Source organism: Dinoroseobacter shibae DFL 12 = DSM 16493 (assembly GCF_000018145.1).
In the GTDB taxonomy this organism is placed as follows: domain Bacteria; phylum Pseudomonadota; class Alphaproteobacteria; order Rhodobacterales; family Rhodobacteraceae; genus Dinoroseobacter; species Dinoroseobacter shibae.
Genome location: NC_009952.1, coordinates 600,890 through 615,000, shown reverse-complemented (window position 1 = coordinate 615,000; position 14,111 = coordinate 600,890). Strand labels below are relative to the sequence as shown.

The following is a 14,111-nucleotide window of genomic DNA, read 5'->3' as shown; positions in this document are numbered from 1 at the left end:
TTTCACATCCGGTCACAGATTTGTGTGTGGCGACAAGATCGAGATGCGGCTTAGGCGGCCGCGTCTTTTCGTCAAGCCGATCGGCGGAAAGCCCCCGTCGAAAACGCACCTAGATAGCCGGTTCGGAACGACAAGCCTGCCATGGGGGTGGGTTTGCTTTCTTGGAGAAACAGACATGATCCGCAGAACTTTCCTCGCGGCCTCCGCCGCTATGATGATGGCCGGCTCGGCATTCGCGATGAGCGATGATGACAACGCCAAAGACATCGTCGACATCGCGATCGAGGCTGGCAGCTTCGGCACGCTCGTTGCAGCCGTTCAGGCCGCAGGTCTCGTCGACACGCTGAAGTCCGAAGGCCCGTTCACGGTGTTCGCGCCGACCGACGACGCCTTCGCAGCCCTGCCCGAAGGCACGGTCGAAGACCTGCTGAAGCCCGAGAACAAGGACCAGCTGGTCGCGATCCTGACCTACCACGTCATCCCCGCCAAGGTCATGTCGGGCGATCTGTCCAATGACATGTCCGCAGCAACCGTGCAGGGCGGCGACGTCAAGATCATGACCGAAGGCGGCGTGACCGTGAACGGCGCGAATGTCGTGACCGCCGACATCGAGGCGTCCAACGGCGTCATCCACGTTATCGACGCGGTGATCCTGCCCTCTATGTAATGGGTGAGACACTGGGGCGGCCCGCGAGGGCCGTCCCGCCCTGACCCACAAGACCAAGAAAAGTGAGACTACAATGAACCGTCGCTTCGCACTCAAAACCGCCGCCGCCTTCGGGCTGGTCGGCCTCGTCGCTGCCTGTGATCCCATGGCCGGTGGCAATGACATCGTCGACATCGCGTCCTCGAACGCCGATTTCTCGACCCTCGTGGCCGCCGTGAGTGCCGCGGGCCTCGTCGACACGCTCAAGGGCGACGGACCTTTCACGGTCTTCGCCCCCACGAACGACGCATTCGCTGCGCTGCCCGCGGGCACCGTCGAGAGCCTGCTCGAGCCCGAGAACCGTGACCAGCTGGTCGCCATCCTGACCTACCACGTCATTCCCGGCGCGGTGACCTCGGATCAGCTCGCAGGGGCCACGCTCGACGTCGCGACCGTGCAGGGCGGCACCGTCAAGGTGGACGGCACCGATGGCGTCATGGTCAACGATGCCACCGTGACCACGGCGGACATCACCGCCTCCAACGGCGTGATCCACGTGATCGACAAGGTTCTGCTGCCCTGATCCTCTAGGGCACCATAGTCCCGGCGGCGCATCAAACCGCGCCGCAGACCCCTCCTCCACACCCGTGGAGGAGGGGTTTTCGTATTCCCGCGCCCTTGCCTGTCGAAACCGCTTGCCGCAGGTTCGGCGCAATACACACCCAACATCCAGGACTTCGAGATGACATCCAAAACCGCTGTGGTGACCGGCGCGGCGCGCGGCATCGGCCTCGCAACCACGAAACTCTTGCTGGAACGTGGCTGGAAGGTCGCCATGATCGACCGGGATGGCCCCGCGCTGGCGGAAGCCTTGCAAGGTCTGGACGGGGTCCATGGCATCGATTGCGACGTGTCGGACCCGGAGGCGGTGGAGGGGATGATCGCGGAAACCCTGCGAGAGTTCGGCCAGATCGACGCCCTTGTGAACAACGCCGGGGTCGCGGATTTCGGCCCGATCGAAGAGACCAGCTTCGCACGCTGGAAAACGGTGATGGAGACCAACCTCGACGGTCCGTTTCTCTGTGTCCAGGCCGCCACCCCTGCCCTGAAGGCCACGAAAGGCGCGGTCGTGAACATCGCCTCGATCTCGGGGCTGCGGGCCTCCACCCTGCGCGTCGCCTATGGCACGTCGAAGGCCGCCGTGATCCAGTTGACCCTGCAACAGGCCGTGGAACTGGGCGAGCACGGCATCCGCGCCAATTGCGTCTGCCCCGGCCCGGTGCGCACCAAGCTGGCGATGGCGGTCCACTCGCAAGAGATCATCGACGCCTATCACGACGCCATCCCCCTGAACCGCTACGGCTCCGAGCAGGAGATCGCAGAGGCGATCCTCTTCCTGTGCTCCGAGAGGGCCAGCTTCATCACCGGACAGGTCCTTGCGGCCGATGGCGGGTTCGAGGCGACGGGAATCGGCCTCCCGGCACTGCGGGGCTAGCGCGCACGACAGTCCGGGGGCGCGCCCGACCCCGAACACTCCCTTGCATGTCCCGACGCGACCAGGGCCATGGCGAGATCTTCGCCATCCGCGCGACATGCCCCTGTCGTGAAGCCCCCGATCGCCGCCCCCTCCATCCGGCAGGTCACCAGCTTGTCGGCAACGAGCCTGCGGAGCATCTCGGCTGCGGCCGCGCCCTGCTCACTCTGCGCGGGGGGGACGGCAATGCCTTCGAGGCGCACCGCGGTTCCGGACATCACAATGGTCCTGGCATCGGCCACGTAAACATCGCCGCGGGGGGCGGCCAGCAACAACACGAAAGCAACCAGTGGGGTCATGCAACGTCTCCTCGGATCTGCGCCCTGCCTGTGCAGGCTGCACGATCTTCGTCAGCAAAACGTTACGACCGCGCGGGGTCCGGAAAAACCCGACCGCCGACAGGGCGAAGGACCGTCACCAACCCACGTGGGACACGACCCTGCGGGAGCAACGAAAAAGGGCGCGCCGAAGCGCGCCCCGGCATGCGCGGCAAACCCGTGTCAGTTCAGCTGGGCGGCGTTGCAGGCCCGCGCGGCCTCGATCGCCTTCTTGGTGCCCGCGAGGTTCACCACGAAGGCGAAATCGGTCTCCGGCAGCACCATCATCGAATATTGCTGCTGCACGTCTTCGACGAATTGCGGATCGTCGGAAATGATGTACCCGCCGGTGTAGCCATCGCGCAGCCCCCCGGTGATCCGCCGAGCCGAGCCCATGTAGACGTTCTCGCCGATCAGCACCGCGACCGGTTCGTCGCCTTCATCGAGACCGATATCCCGCTTCGTGAACACCCCGAGATAGCCAAAGCCGCGATCCGCCGTGAGCCCCATCTGGACCACGGTTTCCTCTGCATCGACCTTCTCGATCATGCAGGTCTTGCGCGCGTCGTTCACGAAGATGTTCCAGCCCTCGACGCTTCCGTAAGGGGTGAAGGTGGTGCCCGGCGCGGGCAGCACATCGGTGTCGGCGCTGGCGAAACCCGTCAGCGCGGCGAAGGTCGCGGCGAGGGTGAGTGTGGTGACTTTCATGCGGTCCTCCATGGTGTGGATAGCTTTCCCTGACCGCATAGAGACGCGTGCATGTGCCGATTGCAACGCGAAAGGGCCCCGCGCGCACGGGGCCCTTCGGTGGGCTGGCCTCAGTGGACGACGGCGTCCTGCGGCGGAACCCTGCGGGAGGTCGACACCCTGTCGCCGACCAGCAGCCCGTCCGGCCCGGCGCTGACCGGAATGGTCTCGCCGTCGGTCACGTCCCCGGCCAGGATCATCTCGGCCAACTGGTCCTGCAGCGCCCGCTGGATCACGCGCTTGAGGGGCCGGGCCCCGAACACAGGGTCATAGCCTTCATCCGCAAGCCAGCTGCGCGCCGCATCGTCCAGCGCCAGGGTCAGCTTGCGCGCATCCAGGCGCTTCTGCAGCCGGGCGAGCTGGATATCCACAATCGCGTCCATGTCGTCCCGCACCAGGCGGTCGAAGATGATCGTCTCGTCCAGCCGGTTCAGGAACTCGGGCCGGAAATGGGCGCGCACCGCGTCCATCACGTCCCGCTTGGCCGCACTGGCGTCCGCGCCATCGGGCAATTGGCTGAGCGCCTGCGCCCCGAGGTTCGAGGTCAGCACGATCAGCGTCTGCTTGAAGTCCACCGTGCGCCCCTGCCCGTCGGTCAGCACACCGTCGTCGAGCACCTGCAGGAGCACGTTGAACACGTCCGGGTGGGCCTTCTCGACCTCATCGAACAGCACGACCTGGTAGGGCCGGCGCCGCACCGCTTCGGTCAGCACCCCGCCCTCGTCATACCCGACATACCCCGGAGGGGCCCCGATCAGACGCGCGACCGCGTGTTTCTCCATGAATTCGGACATGTCGATCCGCACCATGGCGCTGTCGTCGTCGAACAGGAACTCGGCGACGGCCTTGGTCAGCTCGGTCTTGCCGACCCCGGTCGGCCCGAGAAAGAGGAACGAGCCCAAGGGCCGGTTCTCGTCGTTCAGCCCCGCGCGCGCCCGGCGCACCGCATTGGCCACGGCATTCACGGCGGTCTTCTGCCCGATCACCCGGCGCCCGATCTCCTCTTCCATGCGCAAGAGCTTCTCGCGCTCCCCCTCCAGCATCTTGGAGGTCGGAATACCGGTCCAGCGTTCGACAACGCTCGCGATCTGCTCGGGACGCACGGCCTCTTCGACCATCACGTCGCCCTCGCCGCTCTCGGCTTCGGCCAGCTGCTTCTCCAGCCCCGGAATGACGCCATAGGACAACTCCCCCGCGCGGGCGAGGTTGCCCTCCCGCTTGGCGATCTCCAACTCGGCGCGCGCCTTGTCGAGATGTTCCTTCAGGTCGCGAGCCGAGGCCAACTTGTCGCGCTCGGACTGCCACTGGGCGGTCATCTCGGCGCTGCGCTGCTGCAGGTCCGACAGGTCCTTTTCAAGGCTGGCCAGCCGCTCGCGCGAGGCCGCGTCATCCTCCAGGCGCAAGGCCTCCGCCTCGATCTGCTTTTGCAGGATCTCGCGGTCGAGCGCGTCGAGCTCCTCGGGCTTGCTGTCCACCTCCATGCGCAACCGGCTCGCGGCCTCGTCCACGAGGTCGATCGCCTTGTCCGGCAGGAACCGGTCGGTGATATAACGATGGCTCAGCGTCGCCGCCGCCACCAGGGCCGAGTCCGAGATCCGCACACCGTGGTGCAACTCGTATTTCTCCTTGATGCCGCGCAGGATCGACACGGTATCCTCGACCGTGGGCTCCTGCACCATGACCGGCTGGAACCGGCGGGCAAGCGCCGCGTCCTTTTCCACGTATTTGCGATACTCGTCGAGCGTCGTCGCCCCCACGCAGTGCAACTCGCCCCGCGCCAGCGCCGGTTTCAGCAGGTTGGAGGCGTCCATCGCCCCATCCGCCTTGCCCGCGCCCACGAGCGTGTGCATCTCGTCGATGAACAGGATGATCTCGCCCGCCGCCGCCGTCACTTCGGACAGGACGGATTTCAACCGCTCCTCGAACTCGCCACGGTATTTCGCGCCCGCGATGAGCGAGCCCATGTCCAGCGCCATCAGCTTCTTGTTGCGCAGGGACTCCGGCACATCGCCATTGATGATCCGCAGGGCGAGGCCCTCGGCGATGGCGGTCTTGCCGACGCCCGGCTCGCCGATCAGGACAGGGTTGTTCTTGGTCCGGCGGCTGAGGACCTGCATCGCGCGCCGAATTTCCTCGTCGCGCCCGATGATCGGATCGATCTTGCCGTCCGCGGCGGCCTCGGTCAGGTCGCGCGCGAATTTCTTGAGCGCGTCATACCCCGATTCCGCCGACGCGGTGTCGGCCGTGCGCCCCTTGCGGATATCGTTGATCGCGCCATTCAGCGCCTGCGCCGAGACGCCGCCCGCTTCCAGGGCGGTCTTGGCACCGGACTTGGTCACGGCAAGCGCGGTCAGGATGCGTTCGACGGGCACGAAACTGTCCCCGGCCTTGGTCGCGAGCTTTTCGGCCTCGTCCAGAACCTTCGCGGTCTGTTGATCGAGATAGGTCTGGGCGCCGTCGCCGGACACCTTGGGCAGCTTGTCGAGGGCCGCGGCAAGCGCCTCGCGCACGCGGGCCGCGTCGCCGCCCGCACGGGCGATCAGGTTGGCGGCCAAGCCTTCCTCGTCATCCAGAAGGGCCTTCAACAGATGCTCGGGCACCATGCGCTGGTGGTTTTCCCGCATCGCGATTGTCTGCGCAGCCTGAAGGAACCCGCGCGACCGTTCCGTGAACTTTTCCATGTTCATCGGTCTCTCCTTTATCCAAGCGCTTGTCTGCCGAGATGCCCGCCTGGCGGCACATCTCTTGCAAGCCTCAACAGGAAAGATGGGAGCCTTCTCGCCGTTGCGCAAGAGCAACAGGGCAGAATATCGACCGTCTGGATCGGGTCCGACGCGAGGCCCTGCACCGCGCCACGCCAAGGGGATTATTCGTCCGTCTCAAGCAGAACCTCGGGATCCACGATCGCGGGATCCGGCATTTCGGTCGGACCGCCCGTGGGTCGACCGAGCCAGATCAAAATCCCCACGAAGGCGACGAACCCCAGTGGAATGAGCGCGAAGAGCCACGGCCGCGCGGCCCGGCGTTTGCGCTCCTGCACCGATGTTTCCCGTCGGGCGTTATCCATCCTGGTTCTCCGGCTGCAACGCCCGGTCGATGGCCTCGAAATCCTCGTTCTCCACCGGGGGCTCCAGATCGCGCGCAGATGTGGCCGGGTCCGGTCCGGCCTCCGGCGTTTCCAGAAGCGGCGAAGTGGTGTCGGTCGCGGCGGAGTTGTCGATGAAGTCGTCGGTATCGGTCTGGTTGAACAGCCCCTCCTGCTTTTCGTCGACAACACCGTCAGGATTGGTCCCCGCACCCGACAAGCGCTGCTCCACGCCCGCGGCACCATCCTCCGGCAAGATGTCGCCGTGGTCATCGGCATGCCCCGCCGTCACCAGCAAGCAGGCCAGAATGGTTCCAAGCGTGAAAGCCTCCGCGCATCTCGTTTCGGGCGCACGGGGTGAAATTTCGGCAATTTTCTCTGAGATCATGGATATACCCTCTTCGTTTTACGATGAACGCATGGGCCGGACACTGGTTCCGCTTGCGGGTGATCCGACGCTCTGGCAGGGACGTGCCGGGACAGATGACGGAGACCTCGCATGCCGACCTCGGATGATCGATTGATCGTGGCGCTGGATGTGCCGAATGCGCTGGCCGGGCTTGACCTGGCCGCGACGCTTGGGGATGCGGTCGGTTTCTACAAGATCGGACTGGGGATGCTGACCGGCGGCGGGCTGGCCCTGGCCAACGAGCTGAAGACCGATCACGGCAAACGCATCTTCCTGGACATGAAGCTCTTCGATATCGGCGCCACGGTCGAGGCGGCGGTGCGCGGACTGGCACAGTTCGACCTCGATTTCCTGACCGTGCACGGCGATCCCCATGTGGTTCGGGCCGCCAAGGAGGGGGCGTCAGGCTCGAACATGAAGATCCTCGCGGTGACGGTGCTGACCTCGCTCGACCGGCAGGATCTCGATGCGGGCCTGATCAAGGCGGGGACGCTCCCCGACCTGGTGGCCGAGCGGGCCGGGCGCGCCTTCGCGGCGGGCGCGGACGGCGTGATCGCCTCCCCGCAGGAGGCCGCCATGATCCGCGCCCTGCCCGAAGCGACCGGGCGGCTCATCGTGACGCCCGGGGTGCGCCCCGCGGGGGCCGCCCTTGGCGATCAGAAGCGGGTCGCAACCCCGGCGCAGGCGATCTCGGACGGCGCCGATCACATCGTGGTCGGGCGCCCGATCTGGCAAGCGCCCGATCCCGCCGCGGCCGCCCGCGCCATCCGCGACGCGCTGCCCCGCTGAGGCAGCCTGCCCCGGCAAGGCTCAGTCGTCGTTGATGTCCCGGTCAAAGGTCTTGACCTGCCCCTGGCGCACGCCCAGCACCTGCCGCAGGGCAAGCCAGGCCACCAGCGACAGCACCGCGAAGGCCAGCAGCAACAGCGGCACCGACTGCGTCAGCCCGGCCTCCGGCCCCAGAACCCAGATCAGCCCGCCGGTTGCCGCCGCCCCGATGGCGAACCCGAGAAACACGTAAGCCGGCACCACGATCTCCAGCGCGGCGAGCACCAGGGCCGCGACCAGCCAGACCCAGGCCTGGGTCAGCATCAGCCGCGCCCCCGGAGCATCTTGAACGCATCCCCGAAGGCCGCAACAGCGTCGGCCGGAACGAGAATCGTCTGGCTGCCCGCGCTGCCGCCCACGGTGGTCAGGGCCTCCACCTGCTTGAGGGCGACCTGGTATTGCGCCGCCTCCAGACCGTTATCCTGAATCGCCCGGGCCACTGCGCTGGTGGCATAGGCTTCGGCATCGGCCAGAACGCGACGGGCCTTTGCCTCCTGCTCCGCCGCGTAAAGCTCCGCGTCGGCCGCCAACTCCACCGCTCGTTTCTGCCCTTCGGCCTCGGTCACCGCGGCCCGGCGCGCGCGCTCCGCGTTGAGCTGCTGCAACATCGCATCCCGGGTCGCCTGGTCGAGATTGACATCGAGGATCTCGGCCCGCGTCACCTCGATCCCCCAATCGTCCACCGCATCCTCGACCAGCACCTTGATCTGCTGGATCAGCTGGCTGCGGTTGGATTGCACCTCGTCCAGTTCCATCTTGCCGATCTCCGCCCGCACGATCCCGGCCACGGTGGTCGCGATGGCCGCGTCCACGTCGCGGATCCGATAGACCGTGCGCTCCGGCTCCAGGATGCGATAGAAGACGCTGGTCTCCACCTGCACCAGCACGTTGTCGCTGGTGATCGCGTCCTGGCTCGCCGTGGGCAACTGCCGCTCCAGGATCGACACCTTGTGCGCCACCCGGTCCAGAAACGGGATGATGAAGTTGATCCCCGGGCCCAGCACCGACCGCAACCGGCCGAACCGCTCCACCACGTGTTTTTCCGACTGCGGCACGATGCGGATGCCCAGAAACAGGCTCAGCAGGATCACCCCCGCCAGCAGGACAATCACCAGGTTGTCCCCCAACAGGGTCAACAGCACGTCTTCCATGAATTCGTCTCCTTCGAACACGCTGCGCAACCGCGCCCGTTCCCCCAGCACGATAGCACTAAGGCGCCGCGGGTAAACGACACGTTAGCGACACCCGCCCCGGTCACCCAAATCCGCGATTGGCAGGCTGGTCCGCCCAAGCGCGCGTCCTAGCTTCCCGGTATCACTCAAGGAGGACACAGATGACCACCTTCACCCGCCGCCAGGCCCTCGCCGCGAGCGCGGCATTCCCCCTCGCCGCCGCCGCAGCCGGGCCCAGCCTCGCAACCCCCGAGATGAAAGGCGCCACCACGCCCACGCACAACCGCGTCCCGCTGGGCGCGTTCGAGGTGACAACCCTGCTGGCCGGATCGGCCGTGCGCGACGAGATCCAGACCATCTTCGGCATGAACGTGCCGCCCGAAGAATTCGCCGCCGTCAGCGCCGAGAACTTCATCCCCGCGGACCGCGCGCAGTTCTTCTTCACCCCCACGGTGGTGAACACCGGCAGCGAACTGGTCCTGTTCGACACCGGCCTGAACCCCGAGGGTATCACCTCGGCCCTCGGCGCCGCAGGCTACACGCCGGACCAGGTGGACGTGGTGGTGCTGACGCATATGCATGGCGACCATATCGGCGGGCTGATGTCCGGTGACGATCCGACATTCGCCAATGCCCGCTATGTCACCGGCGCGGCCGAGCACAACCACTGGTCCAGCGCCGGCAACGAGCGGTTCGACACCAACGTGGCACCGCTGAACGACCGCTTCACCTTCCTCGAGGACGGTGGCAGCCCGGCCAGCGGCATCACCGCCCTCGCGGCCTTCGGGCACACGCCGGGCCACATGACCTACCGCATCGAGAGCGAGGGTCAGGCCATCATGCTGATCGCGGATCTCGCGAACCACCCCATCTGGTCGCTGGAGCGCCCGGATTGGGAAGTGCGGTTCGACATGGACAAGGCCGCCGCCGCCGACGCCCGCCGGGCCGTTCTGGGGCAGATCGCCGACGAGCGTATCCCGATGATCGGCTACCACATGCCCTTCCCCGGCATCGGCTTCGTGGAAACCCGCGGCGACGGCTTCCGCTACGTGCCGCACAGCTACCAGCTGCTGCTCTGATCCGAAACAAAGCGCTCTGCCCGCGCGATCCGCGCGAGCAGAGCTATCCCCGGCCTCGTGAGTGGTGACACTCCACCGCGCTCACATCCCCGCACGCACGGGCTGGATCGCTGTCTCCGGGTGTCTCCGCACAGAAAATGCGAACCACGGAGGATGGAGGCCTGAAGCACCGGGTGTTCCCGCCTTGTGATCCTGAACGTAGTTAACGGCGTAAACTCGTGCCATCGCGGACTTACGTGACAAGCCCCCAACCCCGACAAACCGCCCGCCGCCAAATCCCGCCCTCGCACGGTTGCGTGACAAGGGGGGAGGTCCAACATTCGCCGCATGCGTTACGTATCTCGGCTAAGGGCCGTGTGCGCCCTTGGCGGAGGCGGTCAGGCCCTCAGATGCCGCGCTGCATCCGAGGCCGGCTTGGAGCCCAAACCACCGAATGCTGCAGGTTGTGCCGATGCCTGCAAAGCAGACAAAGCCGCCATTCAGAGAGCTTGGAGGGTATGTCCCGTGATGTATGAAAGCGATCGAAGCATAGTTTGAGTGGCCTGCAAGGAAGTGTGTGCAGGCAGTGTTCATGCTCCGATCACACGATTTCGGGCCGCCATTAGTAAGTACGCCTTGCTGCTGGTTTTCGGGACTTCGGTTTCTCCCTTCGAGAAACTGTTTGTTTTCCCGACCAAGCCAGAAAACACCGCTCTTCTCTACCAGAACCTCATCGCGCTACTCATCACGCTATTTGGCGGATTAGGCTGGGCTCGGAGGTGGCATATGATAGTAGAACAGCGCAGATATACTTTGAAGACTGGTAAGGTGCCCGAGTACCTTCAACAATACGAGAAGGAGGGGTTTGCAATTCAGCAGCCTATTCTCGGTCGGCTTGTTGGATATTTTTCAACCGAGATCGGTACACTTCACCAGATTGTGCACCTCTGGGCGTATCGTGACCTCGCCGATCGGGACGCGCGCCGTGCGCGACTAGGTGCGGATCAGCGTTGGTTGTCCTATCTTGCGAAGGTCCAACCTTTGCAGATCGCGCAAAACAACGAGATTTTGAAACCGGCATCCTTTTGCCCGGATTATCTCAGTGAATCCGATGCATAGCTCCGTGCCCGCCGAAATCCGCAGTGGGCAGCATCAAGGCCATACGGCCGGGCTGGCGCCAGGTTGCCTACAAGTCAATCTAGTCGTTTTGCCAGCCTCGCACGCGCAAGCCTTTGGCGAATATTGCGCTCTTAATCCGCGGCCTTGCCCGTTGATCTTACTCACGACCCCAGGACAGACAGACTGGACAGAGCTTGGTACCGGTCTTGATGTCCGGCGCGATGTACCGGCATACAACATCTACGAGAATGGCGTGCTGTCACGAACTGTTCCAGACCTCTTGAACGACTGGAGCGACGACCTGGTGACCTTCGCGCTTGGTTTCTCATTTACCTTCGAGCATGCGCTCTTGCGGGCCGGAATCCCTGTTCGCAACATCGCAACCAACACAACGGTCCCAATGTACCAAACAAACCGTGAAACCCGCTCTGCCGGTCCGTTCGCGGGCCCATTGGTGGTCAGCATGCGTCCTATCCCGGCCGCGAAGGTCGCCAAAGCGCACGATATCAGCGCGCAGTTCCCCTGGGCACGTGGCGCTCCAATTCATTCAGGCGATCCAAAGGTGCTTGGCATCGAGGATTTGGATCAGCCCGATTGGGGAGACACCTCGGAAACGCGGGATGGCGGTGTGCCTGTGTTTTGGGCTTGCGGGGTCACGCCTCAGGCTGCGCTGGAAGAGGCGGAACTGTCACTATGCATCACCCACCGCCCCGGGCATATGTTGGTGACCGACTTGCCGGAGCATGACCCGTTTCGGGCTGGCAATCTTCAATAGCGCGACGCAGGACACGGACAGTACGCGCCATCGCCTCTTCCTTGATGTTGGAAAAACCGATCAGCAGTCCGGGCGGGAGTCGCTCCTTGTGTACGTAATCAGACAGCGGACGCGGAAGAAGCCCCAGATCCTTGGCCCGGCGCGCAACCTTTGCATCGTCGTAGCCCTTGGGCAAATAGCCGATCAGATGTAGCCCGGCGTTCAATATCTTGCTCTCCAACAGGTCGGGCATCGACTTGCGCAACACGGCGCTCAGCGCATTTTGGCGGCTCAGATATAGTGTGCGCATCTTGCGGATATGCGCTTCGAATAGTCCGCTGGCCATGAACTCTGCCATGGTGAGTTGGGTGGCCAGGCTGGGCGGACGGGTGATCGCGTCCAACAGGTTCCTGAAGACATCGACATATCGAGTGGGCACCACGAGGTAACCAAGTCCCAGGGACGGGAGAACGGTCTTTGAAAAAGTGCCGAAATAAAACACCCGCCCTTCAGGGTCGAGGCTCTGAAGCGATGGGGCCGGGTGACCTCCGAACCGATACTCGCCGTCATAGTCGTCCTCTAGGATGAACGCCTCTGAGGCATAAGCCCAGTTCAGGAGCTCGATGCGCCGCCGAATCGACATTGTGTGTCCAAGGGGTGCCTGACGTGCCGGAGTGACATACGCGAATTTCGAGTGTGGCGCGCGCTCAATGGCCTCCTCGACGACAAGCCCATGTGCATCGACGGGAACTGGCACCGTTCCAACACGAAAAAGGTCGTAAACCCGTGAGATGCCCGGGTAGCCGGGATCCTCGACCCAGCCGGTATCACCCTGGTTGGCAAGCGCCATCATGATGAGCGTGAGGGCTTGACGTGTTCCGGAAATGATCAGCACCTGTTCGGGTGAGCAGGTCACACCCCTGCTTCCAGACAAATACCTCGAAACCTCCTCACGCAGCTCGATTGACCCTTCCGCCGGGCAACGCGCGATCCCATTCGGCGCCAATTGGCTCAGAATGGGGCGCATGATCCGGATCCACGTCTGCGACGGAAACTCGAACACAGCCGGAATGCCGGGGTTAAACGGGAGCGTGCGACTCGTGCGTTCGCGCTGTTTGGGCAGGTTGTCGTCAAATCGCGCCGCCAGATCAGGCTCAAGCTGGCGCAGATCGTCGGGACGCGCATAGTGAAGCTGCGTTGACCAGGCCAGTTTCTCCGGTAGGAGATCCGCAACGAACGTCCCCGACTTCTCCTCTGACGTGAGATAGCCCTCAGATTTGAGCTGGTCATAGGCGCCAGCCACGGTCGTGCGCGACATCCCAAGCTCTGTGGAAAGCGTGCGCGTCGAGGGCATGCGCACCCCTGCAGCAAGTGTGCCTTCCGAGATGTGGTAGCGCAGAGAGTCGTAGAGTTGCGTGGCCAGTGGTGTATCTGCGCTCGGGTCCAAGTCCAGACCCGGCAAAAGCGCTCCCGATGTCTTTCGTGCCATGATCGCCTCCATCGATTTTATTCTGGCTACTATAGATGCCCACATTTTGGAAATTTTCGCCAGTCCATAATTTCTCTCTCCCTTCAATCGTCTCGCGACGCCTTTGTCGCGCAACTCAGGGGAGAATTTATGGAATCTTTCATGTCAGCACTTAAAGGGGCCGCCGTAGCCCTAGGACTTTCGACCTTCGCATCTGTTCCGGCCACTGCAGAAACGTTCGATAGCACCATCGCCGACACACGGACGCTGGCGGCATTCACGGTCAATGAGGATGCACTGGCGGCTTGGTTGCCAGACACACATGTTTCCGCACCCTACGGAAGTGGGTCGTTCGCAGGTACTAATCTGGTGATGATGTTCATTGACCGGATGCTGCACCAAAACGCAGAAGGAGACCCGAAGAATGGCGGCGCTTACCGGATGATGGCGCTTATAGTTCCGGGCAAAGATGCCGCAACTGGGGAAAAATCGACCTTTATCGCACGTTTATATAGCCCGGGCGAGGGGGCGGACCCCTATAAGACGGCTGTGCAATCAACCATCCGTCATGACGTCAGTCTGCGCGGCACTGGCACGGAACCGCTTTCTGGCCGCCACGTCTGGCAGGTCGAACAAGGCGGCGGAATGCTTGAAATTTCCTTTGACTATGCAGGCGGCGTGCCCTCGCGAAAGGTTGGGGAGAGTGTCCTTTCAACCCCGTTGGATCCGACAGTGAAACGGATCTACCGCTACGATCAACTTACAGACGTTGTGTTGAGCGGATCCAAAGGCATCGACCGAGTGAACAACGTGACGGTCCGGGTCGAAATTCCTGAGTTGGCGGAGATGTTTGACCGCTCGGAGGCGCTTATCGGCCTCGCGGATCGGCCTTTCTACACCCGCACGACGTGGAAGCCATAAGCTAAAATGCATTCTGGCGGGCTTAAATTGTTGATTCTGGCCCTCGTTGAGAG

16 protein-coding genes are annotated in these 14,111 nt (G+C 63.8%); 8 read left to right on the top strand and 8 right to left on the bottom strand.

Going from position 1 to position 14,111, the window contains the following annotated elements; translation table 11 throughout:
* Positions 1-175 precede the first annotated feature (175 nt).
* The 3 genes from DSHI_RS03160 to DSHI_RS03150 all read left to right on the top strand — a co-directional run bounded on the left by DSHI_RS03160 (position 176) and on the right by DSHI_RS03150 (position 2,141).
* Positions 176-667 (top strand): fasciclin domain-containing protein, encoded by a 492-nt coding sequence (locus DSHI_RS03160; protein WP_012177300.1) that lies wholly within the window; start codon positions 176-178, stop codon positions 665-667.
* A 73-nt stretch (positions 668-740) separates the two neighbouring features.
* The gene (locus DSHI_RS03155; protein WP_012177299.1) at positions 741-1,229 is read left to right on the top strand and encodes a fasciclin domain-containing protein; all 489 of its coding nucleotides are present in this window, start codon (positions 741-743) and stop codon (positions 1,227-1,229) included.
* 159 nt (positions 1,230-1,388) lie between these two features.
* Positions 1,389-2,141: an SDR family NAD(P)-dependent oxidoreductase gene (locus DSHI_RS03150; RefSeq protein ID WP_012177298.1), complete on the top strand. Its 753-nt coding sequence runs from the start codon at positions 1,389-1,391 to the stop codon at positions 2,139-2,141.
* Here the strand turns inward: DSHI_RS03150 and DSHI_RS03145 are convergent.
* The 5 genes from DSHI_RS03145 to DSHI_RS03125 all read right to left on the bottom strand — a co-directional run bounded on the left by DSHI_RS03145 (position 2,138) and on the right by DSHI_RS03125 (position 6,717).
* The gene (locus tag DSHI_RS03145) at positions 2,138-2,479 is read right to left on the bottom strand and encodes a thermonuclease family protein (RefSeq protein WP_050757807.1); all 342 of its coding nucleotides are present in this window, start codon (positions 2,477-2,479) and stop codon (positions 2,138-2,140) included. The two genes, DSHI_RS03150 and DSHI_RS03145, sit on opposite strands and share 4 nt — an antisense overlap.
* Positions 2,480-2,680: 201 nt before the next feature.
* Entirely contained in the window at positions 2,681-3,205 is a 525-nt protein-coding gene (locus tag DSHI_RS03140; protein ID WP_044028293.1) for a hypothetical protein, read from the bottom strand.
* 110 nt (positions 3,206-3,315) lie between these two features.
* A complete protein-coding gene (gene clpB, locus DSHI_RS03135) occupies positions 3,316-5,931 on the bottom strand; it encodes an ATP-dependent chaperone ClpB (RefSeq protein WP_012177295.1) in 2,616 nt (871 codons plus the stop codon).
* 179 nt (positions 5,932-6,110) lie between these two features.
* Entirely contained in the window at positions 6,111-6,311 is a 201-nt protein-coding gene (locus DSHI_RS03130) for a hypothetical protein (protein ID WP_044027610.1), read from the bottom strand.
* On the bottom strand, positions 6,304-6,717 hold the full coding sequence (locus DSHI_RS03125) for a hypothetical protein (protein WP_012177294.1): 414 nt from the start codon (positions 6,715-6,717) through the stop codon (positions 6,304-6,306). Before DSHI_RS03125 ends, DSHI_RS03130 begins: the two co-directional genes overlap by 8 nt.
* 111 nt (positions 6,718-6,828) lie before the next feature.
* On the opposite strand from DSHI_RS03125, the gene pyrF reads away from it, so the two are divergent.
* Positions 6,829-7,527 carry an orotidine-5'-phosphate decarboxylase gene (pyrF, locus tag DSHI_RS03120; protein WP_012177293.1) on the top strand — a complete coding sequence of 233 codons (699 nt, stop codon included), beginning with the start codon at positions 6,829-6,831 and terminating at the stop codon, positions 7,525-7,527.
* Positions 7,528-7,548: 21 nt separating this feature from the next.
* Here the strand turns inward: pyrF and DSHI_RS03115 are convergent, their stop codons facing one another.
* Together DSHI_RS03115 and DSHI_RS03110 are read right to left on the bottom strand one after the other, a co-directional pair.
* Positions 7,549-7,830 carry an NfeD family protein gene (locus DSHI_RS03115; protein ID WP_012177292.1) on the bottom strand — a complete coding sequence of 94 codons (282 nt, stop codon included), beginning with the start codon at positions 7,828-7,830 and terminating at the stop codon, positions 7,549-7,551.
* Positions 7,830-8,717 (bottom strand): SPFH domain-containing protein, encoded by an 888-nt coding sequence (locus tag DSHI_RS03110; protein WP_012177291.1) that lies wholly within the window; start codon positions 8,715-8,717, stop codon positions 7,830-7,832. Before DSHI_RS03110 ends, DSHI_RS03115 begins: the two co-directional genes overlap by 1 nt.
* A gap of 182 nt (positions 8,718-8,899) precedes the next feature.
* Between DSHI_RS03110 and DSHI_RS03105 the strand changes: the two genes are divergently transcribed.
* The 3 genes from DSHI_RS03105 to DSHI_RS21630 all read left to right on the top strand — a co-directional run bounded on the left by DSHI_RS03105 (position 8,900) and on the right by DSHI_RS21630 (position 11,690).
* Entirely contained in the window at positions 8,900-9,817 is a 918-nt protein-coding gene (locus DSHI_RS03105) for an MBL fold metallo-hydrolase (protein ID WP_012177290.1), read from the top strand.
* 537 nt (positions 9,818-10,354) lie between these two features.
* Complete coding sequence (locus tag DSHI_RS22535; protein WP_203426306.1) at positions 10,355-10,915, top strand: NIPSNAP family protein; 561 nt, start codon at positions 10,355-10,357, stop codon at positions 10,913-10,915.
* Entirely contained in the window at positions 10,908-11,690 is a 783-nt protein-coding gene (locus DSHI_RS21630) for a putative hydro-lyase (protein WP_012177288.1), read from the top strand. Before DSHI_RS22535 ends, DSHI_RS21630 begins: the two co-directional genes overlap by 8 nt.
* Here DSHI_RS21630 and pdxR read toward each other — a convergent pair.
* A complete protein-coding gene (gene pdxR / locus DSHI_RS03095) occupies positions 11,614-13,158 on the bottom strand; it encodes a MocR-like pyridoxine biosynthesis transcription factor PdxR (RefSeq protein ID WP_012177287.1) in 1,545 nt (514 codons plus the stop codon). The two genes, DSHI_RS21630 and pdxR, sit on opposite strands and share 77 nt — an antisense overlap.
* 129 nt (positions 13,159-13,287) lie before the next feature.
* On the opposite strand from pdxR, the gene DSHI_RS03090 reads away from it, so the two are divergent.
* Positions 13,288-14,058: a hypothetical protein gene (locus tag DSHI_RS03090; protein ID WP_012177286.1), complete on the top strand. Its 771-nt coding sequence runs from the start codon at positions 13,288-13,290 to the stop codon at positions 14,056-14,058.
* The last annotated feature ends 53 nt before the right edge of the window (positions 14,059-14,111 follow it).